Raw genomic sequence first — 25,871 nt, forward strand, 5'->3', positions numbered from 1 at the left:
GCTTTCCGGTTTTTTGGAACAATATTAGCTTTATACGCGCTATATTATTCAGTATATGAAACAGCCGATACTCTGGACTCTCCTGATCGCAACTTTGGCGGTCGTTTCTTGTAGCAAAGAAGCAACTGACGAAGTGGTTGATCCTACCGCTAAAACGATAGCAAACGGATTTAATTTCTCCACTACAAAAAGCGTTGAATTAAATCTTCGACTGCTCACGAACACCAATGCGCCTATGAAGGGCGTCGTGGTAAGCGTGCTTAAGCCGGGAACTACCGAGAAGGATGGTGTGCTGTTTAAAGCGGCTTCTGATGCCAACGGGTATATCAAGGGGTCGATGACCGTCCCGTCATACCTGGATACGCTGATGATCACGCCTAATTACCCTGGCCTGATCAACAACGCAAAAGTACTGATCTCCGGCAGCACCTTAACGGCTACGCTTGGCGGTGTGAACGGTGCAAGCAGCAACGTGATCCCGGAACCGGTTGGCGTTAAGAAACGTTCTACCGGGTCGAAATTCCTGGCGGATCCCAATTATGTATACCCTGCACCTTACACCAATTCGCAGGATGCGGTCAGGACCGATGGCAATTATCGCCAATACATGGGGGTTCCAAAATTCATGTTACCGCAGGCTGACCCGATTCCGCAATCACTGTTAAATTATATCGATGCCTCGCTTCCGGAGCAGGTAGCCGTAGCTACTCATCACGCTTCTTACCTGGCTGACCAGGCGATCTCGGTGCTGAGGGTTACGCAGGCCGCAGATATCTGGGTGACTTTCGTTTCCGAAGGCGCCAGCTACCAGAATTCCCTGGGCTACTATACGTATCCGACAAACAACCCGCCGCAAACAAAAGACGACATCGGTACGGTCACTATGGTTTTCCCGAATGCTTCGGCACACGACTCTAAAGGGGAATTGTTTCCTGGCGACAAGATAAAGTTAGGTACCTTCAATGCCGGTACATCTATTGCTTTTGTACTGATCCAGGATGCATGGGTGAGCTTCGGTGAATATTGGGGCGTTGAAACCAGCAGGCTGAACTTCTTTACTCACAATGCACTGAACCCAGAAGTAGGAACATCAGCGCCTGATTATTTCAAAAGGCATTCTGTACTGCTGAATGATAATGTTCACAACCTGTTCCTGGTTGGTTTCGAAGATATTCAGCGCCAGTTCGCTAACGGTTCGCTCAACAACGGCTGTGATAACGACTTTAACGACCTCGTGTTTTACGCAACCTCTAACCCGCTGAACAGCATCGATCCTGACCACGTAGAAGACGTAGATAAAGGCGGTGACGACGATGGTGACGGAATTCCCGTGCCGGCCGACGAATACCCTGGAGATCCAAACCGCGCATACAATGAGACCATGTATTGGAATACTTTGTTGTTCGAAGATCAGTGGCCTTTAAAAGGCGATTATGACCTGAACGACGTAGTGATCCAATACCGTTACACGTATGTGAAGAATGCAGCTAACCAGGTCGTTGACCTGAAATGCGAGTACAAAACTCTTGCAGCGGGTGCAAATTTCAAAAACGGCTTCGGTGTTGAATTCCCATTTGCTTCAAGTCTCGTGGCCAGTGTAACGGGTCAGCGGTCGGTAAGCGGTTATATTACTTATGCCGGAAATGGTCTCGAGGCAGGGCAAGTAAATGCAACTATTATTCCTTTCGATAACCAGAACGCGGTGATCGGCAACGCGGGCGCCGGCCAGGTGATCAACACCGAGATGAGCCAGCCTAAAGTGGAAGGCGACCAGGTTACCGTATTAATGACCTTTACTTCCCCGGTTTCACGTGCAACCATCGGCGACGGACCGTTCAATCCTTTCCTCATCAGCAACATGCAGCGGGGAGCGGAAGTTCATTTACCAGGTCATTTGCCAACTTCTAAGGCTAACCTTGGGCTTTTGGGCACAGCAGACGACGCTTCCGTACAAGGAACGCCATCAACTTATTACCTGTCGTCAGGGAAATGGCCATGGGCTATTCACATCGCAGGATCTTTTACTTACATGACTGAAAGAAGCGCGATCCAGACGGGTTACCTTCACTTCCTCGATTGGGCGGCATCTTCAGGTGCGCTGTTTGAGGATTGGTGGAGTAATACCGGTTCAGGCTACCGCGAAACGCAGTTCCTGTACACCAAGTAATATAATAATCACGTTCTTAACAAAGGCTATCACGTAAAAAATGATGGCCTTTCGTTTTTTATATTCAAAAATTGCCCGCGTTGAGAAATGTGTAAATAAATGCCCATATTGCAGTGGAATGGGGTAATGAGGGCAGGTATGCCGCAGTTTTGTTTCAGTAATATCCCTATGGAAGAAATTGGCCGGATAACTATCGTAACGGTTTGTGACAATCAATATGTTCGTTTTTTAGCGGCGCTTATCGTTTCGCTGCAGGCTAATCACCATTCTGGTGAACCTATCGACCTGTATGTGATCGAAGACAAGATCAGCAAAGAGAATAAAGCAAAGCTGGCTGGTTCCATTAACAGGGAAATGGTTTCTGTGACGTGGATGAAGATGTCGGACGTGATTGCATCAGCGAGTGATTTGCCGATGGATGACTCAACATTTCCGCTAAATATCTATGTGAGGTTGTTCATTCCGTGGTTTATACCTTCAGATATTACGAAAGTGCTGTACCTCGATGTGGATATGATCGTGGTTAAGGATGTTTCAGAACTTTGGACGATCGACCTCGAAGGCAAAGTAATTGGAGGGGTGCCGGACAGGGCCCAGGTAGTGAGCAATCCCTGGGGGGGAATCCGGAATTATAAAGAACTCGGCCTTGATGAGCAGACCAAATACTTCAATAGCGGTATGTTGCTGATGGACCCGGTTCAATGGCGCGAACAGGATATTACGGCAAAGGTGATCCGCGCGGTCAACGAAAATTTACCGTCTGTTACCTTCCCTGATCAATATGGCTTGAATGTTGTATTCGCAGACCAGTGGAAGGAAATCGATCACCGGTGGAATTGTTATGCAAATTCCGAAGACCCTGATCCGTTCATCATTCATTTTATCGGCGTTAAACCGATCTATAAATCGTATAAATATAACAAGGATTACCAGGCGCAATTTTACCGGTACCTGGGTTTAACGAACTGGAAGAATGATAAACCGATAGGCGAGTTTTCGAGATACCTCAAGAAAATGTATAACAAGCTTTCAAAGAAATTTAAATAACCATTTTCGGATGCGATGTCGGATCTTATGTTTACACTGATCTATGCCTAATAAATTTATACTTAAGTGCCTCGGTTTATACACCAAGATCCGTCATGCAAATGTGCCGGTTATATACAGGTATTTCTACAGGGATACTTACTATTGTCAGCTTAACCAGCTGAGGTATATTATTAAGGACTATATTATCAAAAAACCTTACAAGGAAATAGAAACGCAGGGAGAATTTGGCCAGGAGTTGATCTTTGTGCTTCCGTTCGCCTATTGGCATTATAAAAACGGTACATTAAAAAGTACCACGTCGTCCAACTACACCAAAGAGATCTATTTTTTTTCCCCGGATCACCGGGAGAAGTTTACGGTCCGTTCGAACGAGGGTAATTACAACTTTGAGATGCCGCGTATCCTGCATAGTCAAAACTACGATATTGGCAAATGGGAACGGGTACCGCTGAAAGAAACCTATAAGAACGACATTTACGTATATGAAAAGCCTATCCTCATTATTGCCAATCGTTACAATATGGAATGGGACGGACAGCCGGTGAGCTTCTTCAGCATACAATTGCTCGATTACATGATCGGTAAATTGAAGGACCACTTTACCATTATCTACAACCGTCCGCAGGCCGCTAATATTACAAATGACAACAGCGATATCTTTAGCCTCGAAGAGTTCGACTGGCTTGCGCAGGAACACCCCGAGGTGATCCTGCTCGATGATTTATATAAAGAGAATAAAGCGAATGCCACTAGTTTCAATCACCTGCAATTGATGGTATATGCCAATTGCGATCATTTTATTTCTACGCATGGCGGCACAGGAACACTTGCCAGTTATTTCGGGGGAATAAACCTGCTTCTTTCAAAACAAGGCGGGGAGCATTTCTTCGGGGATTTTGACACGGTGTTCCCGATGCTATCGGGTGCCCGGATCCTGCTCGCCAGGAATGATGAGGAAGTGATCGGCCACATAGAACGTACTTTTGTACCGCTTACGCAACAGTTTGATTAGCAGCGTAATTTATATAACGTATCGTAAACCAGGCAGATGAAACTAAAAGAACAGTATTGGTTAAGTTCCGGGATAATTAACATCCTGCAAAACGTTACCAGCGTTTTTTTCTCGGTAGGAGCCTTCTTTATCCTGGTAAGGGTGTTAAGTACCTTCGACTACGGGGCGTGGGGTATTTTTATGGGTGCTGTTACCATTCTCGAGCTCACCAGGAACGGGTTGATCGAAAGCGCACTGATCAAGTTCATTGCTTCCAGCGAGAAAGAAAAGCACTCCGAGATCATTTCCGCATCGCTTGCCATAAGCATCACCTTAACGGTGATTTGTGTATTACTGAATTTATGCTTCGCAGGTTTTGCCGCACGGCTGCTGAAGACGCCTGAGCTGCAGTATATGTTTTACGTGTACAATATCACGTTCATCATCTCTGGGTTGCTTACCCAGTTCTGTTGTATCGAGCGCGCCAATCTTAAGTACACCGCCAATTTTGCGAGCAGTTTTATCAGGCAGGGCGTGTTCTTCGTGGTGTTGGCGGTGGTGTTTATTTTCAAGATTAAGATCGACCTTTATTGGCTGGTTTACCTTCACATGGCCTGCGTGATACTAAGCGTTATTGTCGCCTGGTATTATGTGCGTCCTTTCCTGCATTACTCGTTCCGGTTTAATCTCAAGTGGATAAAAAGCATCTTTCATTATGGGAAGTATGCTTTTGGAACCTCGCTCAGCGCACTTTTAGCAGGTACGGTCGATCAGTGGATGCTTGCTGCGATCCTCTCCACCAAGGAGTCGGGCGCGTTTCGTGTCGCCGTAAGTGTAATGAACCTGATCGATATCCCAACCAATGCCATCGCGGTGATCGTTTTTCCGCAAAGCGCGAAGAGATTGGCGTCGGGCGGTACGGAAGCCATCAAGTACCTATATGAAAAATCGGTTGGTACTATTGTCGCGATCCTGGTCCCTGCCGTCGTTTTCCTCTTTGTTTTTGACAAGTTCGTAATCCAGGTCCTCGCAGGCGATAAATATGCCGCCACCGTGCCGATCCTGAACGTAGCACTTATTTACAGTCTCTTCATCCCTTATGGAAGACAATTTGGCGTGATTATGGATTCGATCGGCAAAACGTCGATCTCGTTCTATAACGTGGTTGGATTTACCCTGGTAAACCTTACGTTGAATTACTTCTTTATTAAGCAGTTCGGTGTAATTGGCGCGCCTTGCGCTACGCTGCTGGCAATTTTCATCGGGTTCATCGTCGCCCAGATCATTCTGCGCAAAGTGTTGCGTGTAAACGTATTTAATACATTGATCTATGCCTATCATTTTTACCCGGAGATGTATCACAAGTTTGTAAAGCGCGACAAAACACAGCCACCCGCAGAACTGGAAAATTTATAAAGCCGATATCGAATTACTATGAAAAAAATAACTTCTCTTATAAAGCTGCTTCGAGTGCACCAGTGGACGAAGAATTTTTTCATCTTCCTGCCGGCGTTCTTCGGGTTAAAACTCGTGCAGCAGCACATCCTCGTTAATGCCATACTGGCTTTTATTGGCTTTTCGCTGGTGGCCAGCAGCATTTACATTTTTAACGACCTCAATGATATCGAGGAGGATAAACTGCATCCGAAGAAAAAAAGCAGGCCACTTGCCAGTGGCGCCGTTACCAAAACGGAAGGCATTATCGCTATGCTTTTCTTTTGTGCAGCCGGTTGCGCCATTTTTGTATGGGGAATAAAAAATACCGACGTACTCATTTTTATTGCTTACTATATCGTTCAAAATATACTGTACTCGTTAAAATTCAAGCAAAAAGCCATTACCGACGTGGTAATGATATCGCTCGGTTTTATTGTGAGGATCCTGATTGGCAGCTGGGTGACTGACACGGACCTGTCACATTGGATCATCCTGATGACGTTCCTGCTTGCCTTGTTCCTTGCCCTGGCAAAACGGAGAGACGACGTGCTGATATTTCTGGAGACCGGCAATAAAACCAGGAAGAACGTGGAAGGCTATAACCTCGAATTTTTGAACGTTGGCATTACCATCATGGCTTCGGTAGTAATAATCTGTTATATTATGTATACCGTGTCTCCAGAAGTGGTGGCGAAAACAGGCCCGGATCTTTACTATACGGCACTTTTTGTGATCCTCGGCATTATCAGGTACCTCCAGATCACTTTTGTATGGAACCTGAGCGGCAGCCCCACCATGATACTACTCCGGGACCGTTTCCTGCAGGCAAGTATCGTAGGATGGGTGAGCAGCCTGGGCGTTATACTTTATTATCACTCCAGGTAGCAACGTGGTACGACAAAATAAAATAACATGGAATCGTCAGTTGTAAAGTCTAATTATTATTTCCTGATCGCTTTTGCCATATTAAATTTCGTGGCCGTGATGCTGCTGCTCGCGGCAATCACATTCCTGGTAGGGTATCATTTAACTTTCTGGCATTTTCCCGTGTCGCTGGCAGGTGTTTTTACACTCCAGTATTTTGCGGTGAAGTACTTTTTCCCCGGGGATATTTCAAAGACCATGTTTCGTACAGGGCTTGTCTCGCTTATTTTATTGCTTGTGTGCATGATCCTGGCGGGCCTGGTGTACGATGTTTCATATGATGGCCAGCAGTATCACCAGGAAGCCATGTACCAGTTAAAAAACGGTTGGAACCCCGTGTACCGGCAGCTGCCCGATTCGGTAAACGGCTCTCTTTGGGTAAATCATTATGCCAAAGGCGCAGAAATCCCTGAAGCCGTGATCTATAGCTTTACCAACAGCATAGAAATGGGGAAGTCTACCAATATGCTCCTGATGATCGCTGCGTTCTTTTTGTCGCTTTCGCTGTTGTACAGAACGCCCGTCAAGTCGTTCCCAGGGAAAATACTGATCAGTGCTTTCCTTGTGCTTAACCCGGTAGCCATCAATCAATTGCTTACCTATTATGTGGATGGGCAGCTGGTTTGTCTCCTGCTCTGCCTGTTTTTGTGTTGCTGCCTCTTGTTTTACAGCACCAACAGGTATTACCTCGTATTATTCGGTGCGGTGATCATGACGCTGATTAACATCAAGTTCACGGCGGTGGTTTTTGCAGGCGTTTTCGGGCTAGGGATATTACTCATCCTTTTATATTTTAAGCGATTTCCAGATTTCTTTAATGTCCTGAAAACTTCCGCGATAGCGGGAATTGTTGCCGTAGTAGTGGTGGGTTACAACCCCTTCATTAAAAACACCATTAATCACAAGCATCCTTTTTACCCGATCATGTCGAGCACCGGGAAACCCGTGGCAGATATTTTTTCGGGAAACCTGCCGACCGGTTTTTTTGATAAAAGCATGGGCGAGAAGTTTTTCATCTCCTTTTTTTCGCATACCGACAACATTAAGGCAGAAAAAGGGAAGGTGCCCGCCCTAAAGATCCCGTTTACCTTAAACGCCGACGATATTAAGAACGCGCCAAAGATCGATACGCGCATAGCGGGTTGGGGTCCGTTTTTTAGCGGGATCATGATCCTCAGCCTGGTTCTTGCCGTTGTGATGCTATATGGCCGGTTTAAGGAGCCGCTTACCTCGAAGTTCCTCTATATTTTAGCCGTATTGGTCGCTTCCGTATTAATTATTCCCGAATCGTGGTGGGCCCGTTATGTGCCGCAACTTTGGTTTATTCCGTTCCTCGTAATCGTGGTAGCGCATGCGCTGAAGCCTGGCAGGCTTACCCGGGTTCTTTCGTTCGTTATCATGGCGGCGATCTTCTTCAATATCGCGTTCAGCGCGATTTCCATTCCGTGGAACATCATGAAAACGGCACAGATCAATTTCCAGATCAGGCAGATGAAATCAGCCAATGCGGTGATCCCTGTTTGGTGGGGATCTGCGCAAAGTAACCGCGTGCGATTCGCCGAGCACCACATTCCTTTCCGGCTTTACCCCAAACTGGGAACGAAAAATGTATATAAGATCATTCGCTCCGATTCGTTTTTCCAGCTGCCAGCCGACTTTAAACCTTTACCAGAACCTTTTTTAGTGAAATGGAGCAACAAGATAGCAGGCGAGACCGAAGATTAATTGCCGCTTTCGATTTCGACGGCACGTTGACAACGAAAGATACGTTGTTCGAATTCCTTCTTTTTTATTTTCCCCTCTCCAGGCTGGCGGCGGGATTTGCCCTCTTATCACCGATGCTGCTCTTGTACAAGTTAAAGGTGATTTCAAACAACGAAGCCAAAGAGCGTTTGTTCAGGTACTTTTTTAACGGGACGGAGATCAACGGTTTTAATCAAAAATGCCGCGAGTTTGCCGCTGGTATTGAAAAGCTGCTGCGCCCGGAGGCGATCGCGAAACTGAAGTGGCACCAGGAGAGCGGGCACCAGTTAGTCATCATCAGCGCTTCCCCCGAAAATTGGATCCTTCCCTGGGCCGGTCAATATGGCGTAAAAGTACTCGCCACCAAACTGGAAGTGGTGAATGGCCACATCACCGGCAAGTTCCTCACCAACAATTGTTATGGCGGCGAAAAAGTAGTTCGCTTGCTCAGTGAATTCCCCGACAGGGGAAATTATGGATTGTACGCATATGGCGACAGTAACGGCGATAAAGAGCTGTTAGCTGCAGCGGATTTTAAATTTTACAGAAGCTTTTAGACGCGCGTTTAAGTTCAAATTTACACTTATTGCCCCAAAAATAACTTTAAAATGAGTACTTTGGAGGCAGAAAACAAAGACATAATTCCTTTCAATGAACAATCTGATTGCCAGCATTAAATATCTTGTTAAATACTTTGAGAATTTTGGCTTTGAGGGAATAAAGTTTCTTTTAAAAAAGAAGTTTTCGGGTTCCGGTATCATTTCCATCAAGCCTCCCGACGTTAAGCACCCGGTCCTGCTAAGAAGGAACACATCAGACGTTGAAACTTTCGACCAGATCTTTTTGTATAAGGAATACGATATTAACACTAGTTTCCAGCCAAAAGTGATCCTGGATTGCGGTGCTAATATCGGGTTGGCGGCAGTGTACTTTAAGAACAAATACCCTGATGCGAAAGTGATCTCGATCGAGCCTGAGCAGTCTAATTTCGATCAGCTAAAGAAGAACACCGCGGGTTACCAGGACGTTTACCCGGTTCAATACGGGATCTGGAACCGTTCTGCCAACCTGGTAATAGAAGAAGATAACAAGCTGGGAGAATGGGGATTTACCGTAAAGGAAGTTGAGTATACGAACGACCATACCATTAAAGGAGTGAGCCTTGCAGACCTGATGACCGAATTCGGCCTTACCGGGATCGATATTCTTAAAATTGATATCGAGGGTTCAGAAAAAGAGCTCTTTGATAGTAATTTCGAACAATGGCTGCCACTTACGAAAGTGCTGATCATCGAGCTTCACGATCGCACGCGGTGGGGCTCGTCGAAGTCGTTTTTTAAAGCGTTGGTTAACTACGATTTTTCAATCACGCATCGCGGTGAAAACATTATCTGCTGTATGAACAAATTGTCGGTGATTTAACAAACCGGTCGGCTACCTTCTTTTGATCTCTGGATGGAAAAGGAATATTTTTTTAAGGATGTTACGCTACTGATTACCCACTACAATCGCAGCAGTTCGCTCAATCATTTGCTCAGCGTATTTAGGGAGCAGCGCATCCGGTTCGGGGATATCGTAGTGTCTGACGACGGAAGCAAACCCGAACATCTCAGCTACCTGGAAGAATTACGGAACGACTTCGCTTTCAGGCTGATCCTGACACCAAAAAATAAAGGCCTCGGGAACAACATCAATAAAGGCCAGGATGCCGTAAAAACGCCCTACACCCTATATGTGCAGGAGGATTTTGAACCCGCCAGGTCATTTGCCGGCCATTTTACCGACGCACTGGAGCTGATGAATAAAAACCCCCGGTTTGACATTGCGCGGTTCTATGCCTACATTCCCTTTCCGTACCTGGAGCCTTTTGGCTATGGTTTCTCCGAGATGTCGAATAGTAAATGGGCGCCGAATTACCTGAAAATATACATGTACAGCGACCATCCGCACCTGCGGAGATCAAGTTTCTTCGAAAAGTTCGGGCGCTATAAAGAAGGCATCAAGGGAGATAAAACAGAATACCGCATGTGTATTTCGTTTTTAAAGAACAAAGGACAGGGGATCTTTTACGAAGATTTCCAGGCTTTATTCATCCAGAAGAATACCGAAGAAGAGCCGAGCACCATGACCGGCACCCGCACAAAGTGGAAAGCCAGCAGTAATCCGCTCATTGCCGGCGTGAGGTACGTTTACCGGCAACTGAAATACAATTACGATATCCTGTTTATGGACGTGTGATCAGGATTTTTCTTCCTGCCAAGCGCATTAGCCAAAAGAGAAGAAATTACCCGGATTCTTGCTTCCCAAGTGTTTTCGCTGGCAATCGCCAACCTCTCCTTTTCACGGTCCCCGTTATCTTCTTTTAAGATGGTGCTTATCGCAGCTGAAAATGCGTCGGCATCGCTGCAATATACCACAGCGTCTTTGGTAAATTCCTTCAGATCTGGGTTGAAATCGGTGGATATCACCGGTTTGCCCGCACCCAGGTATTCGAAAAGCTTTAACGGGAATATGGTCCGGCTTACCTTGTCGGATTTAAAAGGGATGATCGCAATATCGAACCCCTTGATCATAGCCGGCATCTGGTCATAAGGCACCCTTCCCGGGAGGTGCACATTGGGGGTATTGTATAACCATCCAGGAGTAAATTCTGGCGACACAGGACCTGCCAACACGAAGCTTTTATCCGGGTTTTGTTTCGCTGCCTCATGAAGCAGGTCATAATCCATCCGGCGCTCGATGGCCCCGAAATAGCCGATAACCGGCTTTTTAAGCGCCAGGATCGATGAATGTACCTGCAGATCGGGCGACAGCGCTTTACTGCTATGGCTAATGTCGGCCGCGTTGGCGATAAAGTAAGTTTCCTTATTCCGCTCTTTGTTTTCCTCGTATAACTGGCGGCTCGTGCAGATCACCAGGTCGCTTTCCCTAACCAGCTTATCTTCAGATACAAACCCATGTTTCATATCGAATGGTATGATCAGCGGATCCACGCAATAGTACACTTTCAGCGGTGCCCCAACGCGGTCTCCAACGTTCGGGTAGTGAAAGTTGAAAAAATTAATGAAAATGAAGTCCTTAATCCCATACTTCTTCATAACCAGCTTGATGCGCCTGGCGATCAGCCGTTCATTGTACTTGAGTAGCAAGCGGTACAGCGGGCCTTCGGGCAGGAAATTGAGTGAAAGCAGGGGTGATGTGATCAGGATCTTAAAACGGGCAACGGCAGTATCAATAAGGCCGAATGAAGAGTCAGCGAAGTAATCCTTCCTGTTCTTGAATTGCTGAGAGTCCCGTCTCTTGAAGTAATCCTTCCAGGTAAACGGGTTATCTATATAAAATACGTCGTTCCCGGCTGCCAGGTACCGGGCGACTGTAACGCTCGTTGATTCGAACGGGGAATCGTACCGGGCGTTTCCGAGGATAAAGATATATTGGTCCTTCAGGTTCATGTCAGCAATCTCTTTTGCCCGCGTTCCTGGTCGAGCCTCAGCGTGATGTTAATTAATGCGATCTCAAGATATAAATAAATACTTGTGGGAAACTGCACGAATGCTTCCTGGGGGAAATTTCCGATATTTAACGCAAAGATGGTCAGGGTCATAGCCAGGCAGTAACTTCGGAGCTCCGGGTCTTTGATCTTAAAAAAATTATCGACCCCTGTTTTCAGCACCACGAATATCAGGGTACAAAAAATCAGCAGGCCAAGCCAGCCAAGCTCTACCGCAACACGTACGTATCCGCTATCGGGAGGCAATTTGGCAAGGTATGAATCCGGCGCAAATTTGGTTCCCCATATGCCGGTAGCGCCCAGTCCGCCGCCAATAATATGGGTTTGAATATAGGGCTGGATCCTTTTCTGGTTAATGGCCCTTACGTTATACGAGGCATCTTCGGAAATCTTAAATGTAGACTGGAAACGATATAACGCGGCATTGCTGGTAGGTACGTTAATCAGGAACAGCATAAACATACCGACCACCCCGGCCAGAAACATTACGCGCTGGTTAAAATGCAGGATCGCCACAAGCCCTATCGCAGCCGGGAACAAAAGGTAAGCGCCCCGCGTTCCCGAGTAGATCATAGCAAACAGGAACAGCGCGATCAGGAACCCGAGGATCACTTTTTTAATTACCGGGAGGTTGCCGAACATCAGGCCCAGCGCGAGCACTGCGCCCGCCACCATGTTATAAGAGAAGGCAACGGGGTCGGAGAAGATGGAAAACTTTCGCCAGAAACCACCGATAAACAACAGCGCGTCCATTCCCGGGGTGTTGATATAAGCGAGCTCATAACTGTTAAAGCCGATAAATTCCTGTTTCAGGGCATAGAGGGCTGCGTAAGTACAGAGCCCCAGCCAGATCTTAAAGATAAGCCTGATAAATTGGACCGTCCGGATATGGTAACTAAAGATAAAATACATGACCATTACCACCGCCACACTTCGCACCGTATACAACCAGGCCATAACAGATGCCGCACCGGGATTAAGCGCCTGCAGCAGGTTATACGAGATCCAGATAATGATCAGTACGCTGATCGGGTTCTTCATGAACTGCCAGTCGCGCCTGGTCTTCTGCTTGATGAAAAAGCCAAGCAGCAACAGGGCTTCCAGGCCGTCCATCACGGTACCAAGCGGAAAGGAGATGAGATTCATGCGGATGACCCACATCACCATATAGGCGGCAATCAGCAAAATAAGAATCCCGGTGCGCGGGTAAACTACCGTGATGTACAGCATCGGCAGTGCAACCAACACGACCATGATCATAACGCCGGCCTTTATTCCGCCAATGCTGATCAGGAAACTGATTAGCAGGGAAGTGAGGCACATCAGCCCAAGACCCAGCCTCTTTGCGCCATCGCTCCGCAAAAAGATCTTTTGCCTTTCGACGAAGGTCTTCGTTTCCGGCTTATAACGCCGTTCGGATGAGTAAACTACCGGCATCAGAAAAACAGCAGCTTAATGAAAAATAAGTAAGTAGTACCTATCAATAAAGCAAATGCGGCATACCGTTTCAGGTTGTCTGAAAAGGAAAAAATATGCCCTTTCGGCTTGTGCGGGTCAATCCTCATTTTGCTTAATGTTTTCTATCGTGTCATTAACGTGGTGCCTGGTGGCCACCGAACGTTTATTCGCGTTGCGAACTCTCAGCAGCGAAAGCACCTGGTAAAAAATAAACTGAGGAATATTAACAAGCGACTTATAAATACGTTCATCCGTTTTCGAATGCGTTAGCGACAACGCGAACCCGAGAATAAAACAACCAAAAGCGATCAGCCAGATCAGCGATGAGAGGGGGCTGATCAGCAGGTCTGCCAACATACAGATTCCTGATAGGATGATGAAAATAAAAAGCGGGGGGCGCAGCAGGATGATACCAAAAAGGAACTGGTTGAAACTAAAGTTCTTGATACCAAGCCAGGCGAGTTTAAAGCCGTAGCCGAAAAAACGGAACCATGTGTTGATCCACCTGGAACGTTGGTTAACGAGCTGGTCGGGTTTAGACGTTTTCTCGTCAAAGACTACGGCTTGCCCGGTGAACGCGATGCGGAGGTCTTTTTCGAGGATAGCTGCCTGCAGCACTTTGTCGAAACCTGCTCCATTTACATCTTTATCGCCCAGGCAATCCTTGTAAAGCTGTGTGGTAAATGCCATGCCCGACCCGGCAAGTGTGGCCGACGAGCCGAGGTTAAAGAGGATCTTGCCATCATAATAATGGTAATAAATATCGCGGGCGGCATCCAGGCAAGCGTACACGGTGTCTATGTTCTTAGCGGCCCTGATCCCCTGTACCGCTTTAAATCCCAGGCTAAAGTAAATATTGAGCTCATCCAGGTAATCAGCCTGCACCAGGTTATCGCTATCGATGATCGTCAGCAGGTCATGATCGCGCCTGAAATTATTTATCGCATAAAAATGCGACCGCGTATTGCCGGCAAGCACGGTTGGGGGACGCAGCAGCACCACGCGCTCCGGATCAAACGACAAACCCGTAATATCGCATTTGTCGGCCACCACATACACGAGATAATTGGTGTAATTAAGCTTTAAAATGGAGTTGACAACGGCGGGAAGCGAATCTGTTTGTTCGTAGGCCGTTACGATAACGGCATAGTCAAAATCAGCTGGCCTGAGCGGCGATGTGGGTGAGGCTGTACGGTTTCCTTTGATAGAATGCAGCACAAAAAGTACCAAAGGCAGTACTAGGTGAATGCCGATGATAACCTGGAATATGATCCATACGATACCAGCTACCTGGACAAAGCTCATTTTTTCTTTTTACTTCCCTTCAGCCACGTTTTATCTATCAGTGGCGCTAAATGCCTTCCTGGGACTTTGTTTAACACCCAACCGATAAATTTATCGTCTAAATTCATCAGGTAATGGATGTTATTTACCCGGTTTATGCTCATCTTCCTGCCGGCTTCAAATATACTGACGATCTTATCAGCAATCACAGCCCATTCCGAAGAAACGTTCAACGCTTTTAAGTCGGCAGTTTCGATAATAATGATGTCGAAAGCAGCTTTCAGGTCAGCCATTTTCGCGTTCAGCAGGTGCTCAGGGCAGATCTCCAGCAGCGAAGTATCGCCGCCGCGGTTGGCCAGTACGTTAATCGACCTTGTTTCCGTAAGGATGGTCAGGTTATTGTCGGTCAGGTAATCTTCCAGGTAAGTCTGGGTTTGCAATGTCTTGCTGATCCCGCTGTCTTTAAAGTTGCCGTCTATCAGCAACACCTTTTTGCCCGTCATGGCGAAGGCATAAGTTAAGCTAAGCGAAAACACCGTTTTACCCTCGCCGCGGCAAAGGCTGGTGACCAGCAGCACCTTGTTGTCGCCAATGATACGTTCGATTTCAAAACGGACCGAGCGAAGCATATCTTTGAACAGCCTCCGGTCCCGGGTGTCCGGGTCATTCCACATTTTCTTCAGATCGAGCACCGAGTCGCTTAATATGTTGAGGTGTCCCAATACCGGGGCGCCCGTACTGTTAGCAAGCTCTGACGATTCCTTAACGGAACTGTCGAAGAAATAGATCCCGAAAAAGATAAGCAGGCAGAAAAAGGTGGTACCGATAAAGCTCAGGATGACCAGCAGGATCTTTTTAGACGCCTGCGGTAACCCGGGCATTGCGATCTGCGCCTGGCTGAGCGTCACCGCCGAAGCCGCCTCCAGTCCCGCCTGGTTGTACCGTACCACCACCTCCTGGTATTCACGTGCGGCGACTTCAATTTCGCGGTCGAACGATTGGATGACCGCTTCATGAGGTACCAGTTTCTGGTAACGTTCGTAAAGTTGGTTCAGGCGGCTGTCGATCAGCCCCAGGCTGTAACGCGCAAGGTCGTATTGTACTTCAAGCTCCAGTTTTCGCTGGATAAGCGCCTGTTTGGTGCTCATCGGGTTAACGATATACTCATCCGTGAGCTTGTTGATGTTGGCGCTGATCTCGCTACGCAGGGAGTCGGCCTGTATTTTTATGCGCTCTTCGAAACCGCTGTTAATGTACTCTTCTTCCAGTGCCTGGGCTTCTTCGCGTTGCGCCTGCAGTTGCTGGTTAATCCGTGTCATGGCCGACTCAATGTACCGCCGGTCATTCGGGTTAAATTTAGCGTCGATATTGTCGATCGCTCCCCTGCTGGAGGCGACCGTTTTCTCCGCTTCCAGCTTCCGGGTCTCATTTTCAAGGATCAGGCTGTAAAGCGAGGTCGATTGGTTCTCAAGGTTTAATAAACCGTTCTTGATCTTGTAATTACGCAGCTCGGCTACTTTCTTATTTAGCGAGTCCTGTTTTTCTTTCATCGCTCCCGCGAGAAAGTTTACGGATTTATGCAGGTTCGCCTTAAATAGCGTATTGTAAGAGGCGATGAATTCTGTACACAGCGTATTTACCGCGAAAGCCGATAGTTCAGAGCTTTCTGAGGAGAACTCTACCGTGATAAAATCGCTTGTGCCCGAACGGTAAACGTTTAATTCAGAAAGAATGGAGCCTTCGTCGTATCCCATCGATTCGAGTACGGCATGCAGCCCGTTCTGGTCGGGGTTAAACAGGTCGAGCCCTTCCTTCTTTTCGTGTTTGGCGCGGTAAACTTCAATTGCGTGGGTCCTGGCTGCGGGGACGAGGTCATTTACCAGTGAGCTTGGTTTCCTGAACGGTTTTGCCGAGGTAAGATCATGAAGGATCAGCTGGTAGGAAAGCTGGTCGATAATATTCTTCATCTTGATCATTTCCACCAGGTTGCTGAACTTCTGCGTTACACGCGACTCCTGGAGGATCTCCAGCCCGGAAATGGTGTTCTGCCGGGTTTCATCCACAATACCCGTAGAGATCTGCGCTTTAGCCACATACACATCGGGAAGATTCCTGACCATAAAATAGGTACAGATCGTCGCCAGGATCGGTATGGTGATGATAATAAGTCGGTACTTGTATAATAAACGAAAATACTTGCGGACTTCCTGCATATTATTTTATCTCTTCAAGCTTTCTGGTAACTAACTCTTCTAAGGAAACCTTGGCGATCAGCATGCTGCTTTCTGCACTGATCCTGGCCGACCTGGCGCTGCCAAGGGCGACCATTGCCTGGCTGTACACATCGAAGGTAACTTCACTTTTTTCATACCTCAGCCTTACCTGCTCGGCGACGCTCTGTGCGTCGACGAGCGACTTTGACTGTACTTTCAGCAGGTTCAGCAGTTGTATATACGTAAAATAGCGTCGTCTTACCTCCGCTTCCAGCGTCATGTTATATTCTGCGAGGTCGGCCCGGGCGATCTCCACTTCCCGTTTGGCCTGCTTTACGTTAAATGGCTTTTGCAGGATAGAGCCGATGTTAACGGACAACCCAAGCTGGATCCCGTCAAAATACGTCGGGTCTACGATATTAAACGTGTAGTTTGGTGCGTAGATAAAAGAAACGGTAAGGGGATCGAGCCAGGCTACCGACTGTTTGGTGACGTTTATCCTGGCGATATCTACCCGGGATTGCACGCTTTTCATTCGCGGATAATTTTCTTTCGCTATCGTGATAAGCTTTTCCAGGTAAACGTATGAAATATCGCCGATCATCGAGTCCTGTGCTTTCGCAGGGAAAATAATTATTACGAAAACCAGCAACAAAGCGGGAATAAATAATTGTCTATGACGCATGTTGTTAGTTGCTCTGGCTTAAAATGTCCGATATATAGGTTTTCAGGTCAGTGGGATTGAACGGCTTTTTCAGGTACCTGTCGGCTTTGAACGGCATATCTTTTACAATCGCTTCGAGATCGTCGGCTCCAGAAAGCAGGATAATGGGCGTTTCCCGGTAAAATCCGCTTACTTTCAGGTTGCGGATAAACGAACTGCCGTCGATGTACGGCATCATCAGGTCTGATATGATAATGGATGGATCATTTCCTTCTTCGAGCCAGCTCATCGCTTCGGCTCCATTTTGCTTAATGACCAGGTCGTAATCTCGCGACAGCAGGAAATTGAGTAGTTTTAGAATACTTATTTCATCGTCGACAATTAGTATTTGTTTTTTCATAGTAGTCGCTTGACGGCTGACTGAATTTAAAAAGACATAGGCATCAATAATGCCAAAAGTTTAAATAGATTTGTTTTGATGTACCATGCCAGGCTTTTTTTTGAAGTTAAATACAGGTAGTTTGTCCCGGGGTTAAATGTACTTTATATTTGTTTTATGTCAATTAGGAACACAGTAAAGAATAGTCCCAAACTAAAAAAAGTTATCCACAGAGCATTAATTCCTAACAACGAGGCACGGCCGAGATCGTGGGTCCGCCTGTTTTTAAACCCCTTACTGCACAAGCATGGCAAAGGGTCGAAAGTAAAAAACCGGGTGCGGATGGACGTGCTGCCTTTCAATAAATTCGTGCTCGGAAACTATTCGGTGATCGAAGATTTTAGCGTGGTTAACAATGGCGTCGGCGATGTATTTATCGGGGACAATACCCTCATAGGGATGGGGAATGTGATCATCGGGCCGGTTACTATCGGAAGCGATGTGATTCTGGCTCAGCACATTGTGATCAGCGGTCTTAATCACGGCTACCAGGACGTGACCATGCCTATCCACAAGCAAAAAGTAACTACGGCCGCCATTGTGATCGGCGATGAATGCTGGATCGGCGCCAATGCGGTGATCACTGCGGGCGTTACCATCGGCAAACATTGCGTGGTGGCGGCGGGATCTATCGTTACTAAAAATGTACCCGATTTTTGTGTGGTAGTTGGCAATCCCGCCAGGATTATTAAACGTTACGATGCTAAAACCGGCGAATGGGTAAAAGTCTAATGTTCCCTATTGGGTAATAAGTTCCACAAAATTTTAGCCAAGTCTCCCATGTTCCCGACTTTTTCACGTTCGGTTTTAGTACTCATGCTGCTGTTTTCGGCGCCGCTGATCCGTGGCCAGGAATTATATCCGGTTCAGTTGGCGCCGGGTTACTGGCATAATATATCCCGTGCGCTCCGTTATCAACCGGATGGGACCGACTTTGTGATCACTAACGGTAACAGGCGTTTTACGCGGGCATTGTACGGCGGCAATACCGCATTTCGCATCGAAGCCGGCGACCTCCCGGAATTTGCATTGTATATGCCGGGAATGGGTGGAAACCTGAGGTTCGGGCTGGTATCTGCCGGCGGCGCCAGGTGGCTTTCGGCTTCCGCGAAAATAGTTGCGCGTTATCGTCCGGGGACGATGATCTACGAGATCACGGATCCCGCTCTTGGAAAAGCGACCCTTCACCTCACGGTCCTTGCACGCGTCGATGCGGAAGGATTGGTGGCGAAAACCTGGATAACGGGCACTGCCGCAAAACTCCCCGGGCTTTGCTGGGTATACGGCGGGGCCGACGGTAAGAAGTTTAGCAGGGATGGCGACATGGGCCCCGACCCGGAATCCGTATTTTACCTTAAACCGGAGAATTGCGCGGGGAATCGATACCAGTTGTCGGCCAATATATTCACACTCACCTATGGGCAGGAAAAAACCGTTAACGGCATATTTCCTACAGGCGCTGAGTTGAAAATCGGGGATGCCGCCGCCGTCGAGCCAGGCGCGATACTTTCGTCGGCAGAAAAGCAAGCGCCGGTACTAACCGGCAAAATTGAATTAGCGGTTGGCAAAAATCTTTACTTCGCGCTTCAGAATGCGGCTGTGCCTGCCGGAGGTTATAATGACCTGCAGGTAATTTTTGACCAGGCCGAAGCCGCCCGCAGGAAACTGGCCGAACGGGTCATCGTACGAACACCCGATCCATATATCAACACGCTTGGCGGCGCGCTCGCAATAGCGTCCGACGCGATATGGGAAGAGCCCACCTATCTTCATGGCGCTATCGGTTGGCGTTCGCGATTGAACGGCTGGCGCGGGCCTTATACCGCAGATCCGCTGGGCTGGCACGACCGTGCGAAAATGCACTTCAGGAGTTATGCACAATCGCAGCTAACAAGCCCGCCAGATGGCCCGAGCGTCCCCGATACCGCATTCAACCTGGCCAGGCAAAAGGAAAAGATCGGTACGGCGGTTTTTACGAGCGGTTACATCAGCCGTGATCCGGCGGGAAAATCACTGCGCGCGCACCATTATGATATGAACCTTGTTTATATCGATGAGCTGCTCAGGCACCTGAAATGGACCGGCGACCTGGATTTCGCCCGGGAGATGTGGCCCGTTATTACACGCCACCTGGCCTGGGAGAAAAGAAACTTTGACGGTAACGGCGATGGTTTATACGATGCTTACGCTGCCATATGGGCAAGCGATGCGCTCCAGTACAGCGGAGGAGGCGTTACCCACACGTCGGCATATAACTATTACGCGAATAAAATGACCGCCGTTATCGCAAAACTGATCGGCGAAGATCCTGCTCCTTACCTCGCGGAATCGGCAAAGATCCTTGCCGCTATGAATTCACAATTGTGGATAGCCCAAAAAGGTGTTTATGCCGAATATAAGGACCTGCTGGGTCTACAGCTACTTCATCCTGCGCCGGCGTTGTGGACAATTTACCATAGCCAGGATTCGGAGGTGCCTGATCTTTTCCAGGCATACCAGCAGCTTCGTTATACCGACCTGGAGATCCCACATATCCCGGTGCGCGCAGATGGGCTGCCCGAAGGCTTTTACACGCTCTCTACCAGTAACTGGATGCCATACAACTGGTCGCTCAACAACGTGGCACTCGCCGAATCGATGCATACCACGCTCGCCAACTGGCAGGCGGGCAGGTCGGAGGAAGCGTTCAGGTTATGGAAAAGCGAGCTGATCTCGTCGATGTACCTGGGCGGTAGTCCAGGCAACATTGTGCAGATCTCTTATTACGACGCGAACAGGGGCGAGGCTTACCGCGATTTTGGCGACCCGGTCGGGATGGTTTCGCGCACATTGGTGGAAGGCCTTTTTGGCATCGTACCAGATGCATTGAGCCAAACGCTCGGGATCCGCCCCGGATTACCGGCCGCCTGGAACACGGCTTCGTTAACCATTCCCGATCTCTCTTTCCGGTTTAACCGCACGGGAAACAGGGAGATTTATACCATCGTCCCTTCTTTCGGGAAGCCAATGAAATTGAAGCTGCGCCTGAAAGCCCGCCGCGACCAGTTGGTGACCGTAAAAGTGAACGGAAAGAGCACCGCCTGGGTAAGACAGGAAGACGTGGCGGGGCAGCCGATGGTGGAGATCTTCAGCCAGCCTGCCACCAGCTACCGGGTCGAGCTTACCTGGGGAACCACACCGGTGACAATTCCGGCAGTGAAGCCAAAGTATGTTAAGGGAGAAGAAATCGAGCTGGACCTTAAGAAATCGGTTTTTCACAAACTGGAGGATCCGCAGAAAGTATTTGATAACGTTAAACCCTTACCCGGAAAATTACAGGCTACCGTTACCGGTGAAAAAGGCAACCATACCATTTTTCTAAAGCTTTCACAAGGACAAATGACATGGTGGTATCCTGTATGTTTCGGGATAACGGATGCTGTTTCTGTTACCACGCCGGCTCCGCAGGGCGAAGGGCTGCGTTTGAAGGTCACGAACAATACATCGGCCGTTTTACCCTGTACCGTAAAGGTAAATGGTTTCGCTGCACCGCTTAGCCTGCCTGCCGGGGAGGAGGGACCGGAAATTGCGGTCCCCGGCCGTTACCTGTTTACCGGGAGTAACCGGGTCGTTGTTTCGTTTGGCAAGGATTCGGTGGAGCAGAATATCGTTAACTGGAACATTACTTCCTCGCGACAAGCAGAAGCGATCGACCTCTTTGCCAGCTTTAACGACAAAGTGACCGCAATATTTAAGAACAAATACCTCTCGCCGAGAGCCCCTTATCCCACCCTGCAGCTGCCTGTGCAGGGAGCTGGTGAATGGACACACCCGCTGGAAACGCCTTCGGTCGATGATTCTGGCATCATCCGCCTTGCGGGAAGTGCGGGCCAATTCCGGTTTAAGGCGATACCTTTCCGCGTACCCGGGGATGCGGAAGCCAGGAACATCATTTTTACTTCGCGGTGGGACAATTACCCGGAAGAGAAAACGATACCGCTTTCGGGAAAGTCCCCGCATGCCTATTTCTTACTTGCCGGTTCTACAAACCCCATGCAGAGCCGTATTGCCAATGGCGAATTGATCGTTACGTATACGGATGGCTCCTCGGCGAAAATGGCCTTGTCAAATCCCGGGAACTGGTGGCCCATAGAGCGCGATTACCTGGACGACGGTTATGCGTTTTCCACCGGCGCCGCATACCCGCCGCGCATTCACCTCAAAACCGGGCGTATCGTTTCCAATGCCAGCGAATTTAACGGCAAGGAAATTCCCGGGGGAGCGGCTATCATACTCGACCTTCCGCTGGATGCGGCTAAAACCCTTCAATCAATTACCCTGAGAACCCTTGCGAATGACGTAGTGATGGGTTTGATGGGTGTAACCCTGATCCGTGAGCCATGACGATTCACGAAATCTTGCGGCATTATTGGGGACATAGTCGTTTCCGGCCGCTGCAGGAAGAGATCGTGCAGCAGGTGCTTGATGGGAATGATACGCTGGCGCTGCTGCCCACCGGCGGCGGGAAATCCATTTGTTTCCAGGTACCTGCGTTGGTGAGACCCGGCATCTGTATCGTGGTTTCGCCGCTCATCGCCTTAATGAAAGACCAGGTGGAGAACCTCAAAGAAAAGGGGATCAAAGCCATCGCCATCACTTCGGGAATGGGAAAGCGCGAGATCGATATCCAGCTCGATAACTGTGTTTATGGCGACATCAAGTTCCTTTATCTTTCTCCCGAACGGTTGCTTTCTGAACTGGTAAAAGAAAGGATCAGGCACATGAAGGTGAACCTGATCGCCATAGACGAGGCTCACTGTATTTCCCAGTGGGGATACGATTTCAGGCCTCCTTACCTCAGGATCACCGCCTTACGCGAGCTGCATCCAACCGTTCCGGTACTGGCGTTAACGGCTACCGCGACAGAGAACGTGGTTAAAGACATCCAGGAGAAACTGGGTTTTAAAAAGCCGAACGTGCTGCGTAAAAGCTTCGAGCGCAAAAACGTGGCCTATGTGATCTTTAACCTCGAAGACAAGTTCAGGAAGCTGTTTTCCATCGCTGAAAATATTCAAGGAACCGGTATCGTGTATGTGCGGAACAGGCGGGAGACGCAGGAAGTGGCCAGGGTCCTCGGTTTAAATGGTTTTTCCAGCGATTTCTATCATGCCGGTCTGGACCACCTCGCGCGGAGCGCCAAACAGGAAGCCTGGAAAAAAGGCAAGGTTCGTATCATGGTGGCTACCAACGCGTTCGGAATGGGGATCGACAAGCCTGATGTCCGTTTCGTAGTGCATCTGGATATCCCGGAGAGTGTAGAGGCCTATTTCCAGGAGGCGGGTCGGGCAGGCCGCGATGAGCAGCGTGCTTATGCGGTGCTGTTATACGATACTTCGGATGTGGCGCAGCTCAGGCGCAAGCTGGAATTGAGTTTTCCTTCGGTAGATGAGATCAGGAAGATATACCACCAGTTGGGTAACTTTTTCCAGGTGGCCTACGGGGCAGGGGAAGGGCAGTCGCTGGAGTTCGATCTGCCGGAATTTTGCTCGCGGTTTAAACTGGATGTGATTAAAACGCTTCATGCGTTAAAGTTCCTCGAAAAAGACGGTTATATCAGCCTTAGCGAAAGTGTTTTCCTGCCGTCTCGCGTAAAGGTGATGGTAACCTCCGAAGACCTGTACAGGTTCCAGGTGGAGCATTCGGCTTTCGACACTTTTATCAAGCTTATCCTTCGATCGTACGGCGGGATGTTTGAGCAGTACACCGCCATCCGCGAGTACGACATCGCCAAACGCATGGAGCAACCGTACCAGGTGGTAAAAGACATGCTCACACAGCTCAAGACGATGGAGATAATAGATTATTTACCACAATCAGATAAGCCGTACCTGCAGTTTGTAAGGCCAAGATTTGACAACAAAGACCTCTATATCGATCGCCGGTATATCGGGGACCGTAAAGCGATCGTCACCCGACAGGTGGAAGCAGTGATCGCCTACGCAGGATCAAGTGAGTGCCGGAGCCAGTTCCTGCTCAGTTATTTCAATGAAGCGAGTCCGCCAAAATGCGGTATTTGCGACATATGCCTCGAAGAGAAGCGCCGCGCCACCGCCGTTAACCTCCCGGAACAGATTGAAAACGAGGTAGTTCAATTGCTTTCACTCGATCATCTTTCGCTCGATAAACTGATCACCTCGATCTCCCTGGGTTCTGAAAAAGAACGCATTGCCGTGGTACGGAACTTACTCGATTCCGGGCGGATCAAAACCGACGGGACCAGGTACTATGTATAGTTTGCCATGTAGGTAATGTCAAACCTATCCTCATTCTATCTGCTATATAGATTTTCTTAACAGTAAAATTAAGAGGTGAATAAGCACATTATTTTGTAACCTTTATGGAAAATCGTCGTCTTTTATATAACCTTAACAAGATGAATATTAACACTATTTAACAATTTTAAGCGTAACGCGCATAAAATGCCTGCGTCTTATGGTTAAATGACGGGTTAATTATTCGTTAAAAGGATTAAATATATAAAGAGATGAAAACGATAAACTTTACAAAGAAGATGAAGGCGATCGCGCTGCTTGCGATGGCCATGTGTATGACAACCGGAACGATCCTGGCTGCCGGGCAAAACGAGAACATTACCTACCTGGAAAATGTAAAAAATATCCGCAAGATCAGTGTGACGGGTAATGTAGAGCTGCTGCTGATGCAGGATGCCAAAGAAAGCCTTAAAGTATACGACAACTATTACGGCAAGAATGCCATGGTGCAGCTGGAAGAAGATGAACTGAGAATCGCATCTTACGGAACGGAGAAGCTCACCATTATGGTAAATGTGAACAACCTCGAAAGTATTACTGCCAGCGGTTTTGCTACCGTGCGGTCTGTAAACAAGTTAAGCGCGCTGGACCTGGACATCAACCTGAAAGATTGTGCCAGTGCCGCAATCGACGCCGAAACCTATAACATGAATATTAAACTGCAGGGTTTGGCGGTACTGGCGCTTTCCGGCGATACCGAAAACCAGGTGACAATGCTGAGCGGCCAGGCGAAAATGGATACTTCGCGTTTTGCCGCCGACTTTAGCTCGTCGAGTACTTACCTGGCGGAGCAAAAAATGAGTGCCGGGTTTTAACATTCGTAAACTCCATCATATACCGGGCCGCCTTAAGCGGCCTTTTTTGTTTTGCGCGATTTGTGAACAGGCGCCTAAAAGCTTAAACTTGTATGCTGAAGGTAGGTCCCTCCCGGTATAAAGCAAGATCCGTCATGAAAAGAAGTTCGTTATTTGCTCTTTTAAGTGCTGTAACCCTGGTTCCTGCGTGGCAGGGATGCCAGGTAAAATGTGTGACAGGATCGGGTAACGCGGTGACCGAGACGCGGGCACTGGAAACTTTTACGAAAATAGAAGCGAGCGGTACGTATAAACTGGTTCTTAAGCAGGATTCGGTGCAGCAGGTTACGGTTACAGCCGACGATAATATCCAGCAATACACCAGGTTACATGTTACGGGGAACAAGCTTGTTGTTGATACGGACGGGAATTTTTGCGATACAAGCCCGGTGGTTATTACCATCAGCGCTAAAGTGTTCGAAGGGCTGGAGATCTCCGGGGCCGTAGAGGTTTCGGGGGAATCGGTGATCAGGACCACCGACTTTAACATGAAGCTGAGCGGTGCCAATAAGGTACGGTTGAACCTGGACGCATCGGAAGTTAAAACTTCGTCGACCGGTTCATCTACTTTGAAACTCACCGGGCAGGCCGGAAGTCACCAACTCGACGTAATGGGTGCAGCCGATGTGAATGCCACTGATTTTGTAGTGGGCAATTATGATATTAAAAGCGCCGGCGCGAGTAAATGCCGCATTAATGTATTGAGCAAGCTCGATGTCAATTCTGCCGGCGCAAGCGTGATCGAGTACAAGGGAAATCCCGCCACTGTAAATAACCACGATTCGGGGACATCCAGCCTCAAGAAAATCCAATAGCACGGTAATT

At 48.2% G+C, this 25,871-nt stretch carries 20 protein-coding genes; 14 read left to right on the forward strand and 6 right to left on the reverse strand.

Annotated features, from left to right (window positions below; translation table 11 throughout):
- Positions 1-55: 55 nt before the first annotated feature.
- The 9 genes from GS398_RS12690 (at position 56) to GS398_RS12730 (ending at position 10,550) form a co-directional block, all read left to right on the forward strand.
- The gene (locus tag GS398_RS12690; protein WP_160907184.1) at positions 56-2,167 is read left to right on the forward strand and encodes an LruC domain-containing protein; all 2,112 of its coding nucleotides are present in this window, start codon (positions 56-58) and stop codon (positions 2,165-2,167) included.
- A gap of 168 nt (positions 2,168-2,335) precedes the next feature.
- Positions 2,336-3,214, forward strand: a complete 879-nt coding sequence (locus GS398_RS12695; RefSeq protein ID WP_160907185.1) for a glycosyltransferase family 8 protein — start codon at positions 2,336-2,338, stop codon at positions 3,212-3,214.
- Positions 3,215-3,257: 43 nt separating this feature from the next.
- Positions 3,258-4,229, forward strand: coding sequence for a hypothetical protein (locus tag GS398_RS12700; RefSeq protein WP_160907186.1), 972 nt, complete (start codon positions 3,258-3,260; stop codon positions 4,227-4,229).
- 36 nt (positions 4,230-4,265) lie between these two features.
- Positions 4,266-5,624 (forward strand): flippase, encoded by a 1,359-nt coding sequence (locus tag GS398_RS12705; RefSeq protein ID WP_160907187.1) that lies wholly within the window; start codon positions 4,266-4,268, stop codon positions 5,622-5,624.
- 18 nt (positions 5,625-5,642) lie between these two features.
- Positions 5,643-6,530, forward strand: a complete 888-nt coding sequence (locus tag GS398_RS12710) for a UbiA prenyltransferase family protein (RefSeq protein WP_160907188.1) — start codon at positions 5,643-5,645, stop codon at positions 6,528-6,530.
- A gap of 27 nt (positions 6,531-6,557) precedes the next feature.
- A complete protein-coding gene (locus GS398_RS12715) occupies positions 6,558-8,294 on the forward strand; it encodes a hypothetical protein (RefSeq protein WP_160907189.1) in 1,737 nt (578 codons plus the stop codon).
- The gene (locus GS398_RS12720) at positions 8,258-8,869 is read left to right on the forward strand and encodes an HAD-IB family hydrolase (RefSeq protein ID WP_160907190.1); all 612 of its coding nucleotides are present in this window, start codon (positions 8,258-8,260) and stop codon (positions 8,867-8,869) included. The genes GS398_RS12715 and GS398_RS12720 overlap by 37 nt, the downstream gene beginning before the upstream one ends.
- Positions 8,870-8,963: 94 nt before the next feature.
- Positions 8,964-9,734 carry an FkbM family methyltransferase gene (locus GS398_RS12725; RefSeq protein WP_160907191.1) on the forward strand — a complete coding sequence of 257 codons (771 nt, stop codon included), beginning with the start codon at positions 8,964-8,966 and terminating at the stop codon, positions 9,732-9,734.
- 33 nt (positions 9,735-9,767) lie between these two features.
- On the forward strand, positions 9,768-10,550 hold the full coding sequence (locus GS398_RS12730; RefSeq protein ID WP_160907192.1) for a glycosyltransferase: 783 nt from the start codon (positions 9,768-9,770) through the stop codon (positions 10,548-10,550).
- Here GS398_RS12730 and GS398_RS12735 read toward each other — a convergent pair.
- From GS398_RS12735 to GS398_RS12760, 6 genes are all read right to left on the reverse strand, one after another.
- On the reverse strand, positions 10,523-11,764 hold the full coding sequence (locus tag GS398_RS12735) for a glycosyltransferase (RefSeq protein ID WP_160907193.1): 1,242 nt from the start codon (positions 11,762-11,764) through the stop codon (positions 10,523-10,525). The two genes, GS398_RS12730 and GS398_RS12735, sit on opposite strands and share 28 nt — an antisense overlap.
- Positions 11,761-13,260, reverse strand: coding sequence for an O-antigen ligase family protein (locus GS398_RS12740; RefSeq protein WP_160907194.1), 1,500 nt, complete (start codon positions 13,258-13,260; stop codon positions 11,761-11,763). Before GS398_RS12740 ends, GS398_RS12735 begins: the two co-directional genes overlap by 4 nt.
- A gap of 117 nt (positions 13,261-13,377) precedes the next feature.
- Positions 13,378-14,586: a glycosyltransferase gene (locus GS398_RS12745; protein WP_160907195.1), complete on the reverse strand. Its 1,209-nt coding sequence runs from the start codon at positions 14,584-14,586 to the stop codon at positions 13,378-13,380.
- On the reverse strand, positions 14,583-16,778 hold the full coding sequence (locus tag GS398_RS12750) for a GumC family protein (RefSeq protein WP_160907196.1): 2,196 nt from the start codon (positions 16,776-16,778) through the stop codon (positions 14,583-14,585). The genes GS398_RS12745 and GS398_RS12750 overlap by 4 nt, the downstream gene beginning before the upstream one ends.
- A 1-nt stretch (position 16,779) precedes the next feature.
- Positions 16,780-17,463, reverse strand: a complete 684-nt coding sequence (locus GS398_RS12755) for a TolC family protein (RefSeq protein ID WP_160907197.1) — start codon at positions 17,461-17,463, stop codon at positions 16,780-16,782.
- 4 nt (positions 17,464-17,467) lie between these two features.
- A complete protein-coding gene (locus tag GS398_RS12760; protein ID WP_160907198.1) occupies positions 17,468-17,842 on the reverse strand; it encodes a response regulator in 375 nt (124 codons plus the stop codon).
- Positions 17,843-17,998: 156 nt separating this feature from the next.
- On the opposite strand from GS398_RS12760, the gene GS398_RS12765 reads away from it, so the two are divergent.
- The 5 genes from GS398_RS12765 to GS398_RS12785 all read left to right on the forward strand — a co-directional run bounded on the left by GS398_RS12765 (position 17,999) and on the right by GS398_RS12785 (position 25,861).
- Positions 17,999-18,613, forward strand: coding sequence for an acyltransferase (locus tag GS398_RS12765; protein ID WP_160907199.1), 615 nt, complete (start codon positions 17,999-18,001; stop codon positions 18,611-18,613).
- 48 nt (positions 18,614-18,661) lie between these two features.
- Entirely contained in the window at positions 18,662-22,264 is a 3,603-nt protein-coding gene (locus tag GS398_RS12770; protein WP_160907200.1) for a DUF4450 domain-containing protein, read from the forward strand.
- Positions 22,261-24,153 carry a RecQ family ATP-dependent DNA helicase gene (locus GS398_RS12775; protein WP_160907201.1) on the forward strand — a complete coding sequence of 631 codons (1,893 nt, stop codon included), beginning with the start codon at positions 22,261-22,263 and terminating at the stop codon, positions 24,151-24,153. The genes GS398_RS12770 and GS398_RS12775 overlap by 4 nt, the downstream gene beginning before the upstream one ends.
- A gap of 251 nt (positions 24,154-24,404) precedes the next feature.
- Positions 24,405-25,007 carry a GIN domain-containing protein gene (locus GS398_RS12780; RefSeq protein ID WP_160907202.1) on the forward strand — a complete coding sequence of 201 codons (603 nt, stop codon included), beginning with the start codon at positions 24,405-24,407 and terminating at the stop codon, positions 25,005-25,007.
- Positions 25,008-25,141: 134 nt separating this feature from the next.
- Positions 25,142-25,861 (forward strand): head GIN domain-containing protein, encoded by a 720-nt coding sequence (locus tag GS398_RS12785; protein WP_160907203.1) that lies wholly within the window; start codon positions 25,142-25,144, stop codon positions 25,859-25,861.
- Positions 25,862-25,871: the final 10 nt, after the last annotated feature.

Source organism: Hufsiella ginkgonis (assembly GCF_009834915.1).
In the GTDB taxonomy this organism is placed as follows: domain Bacteria; phylum Bacteroidota; class Bacteroidia; order Sphingobacteriales; family Sphingobacteriaceae; genus Hufsiella; species Hufsiella ginkgonis.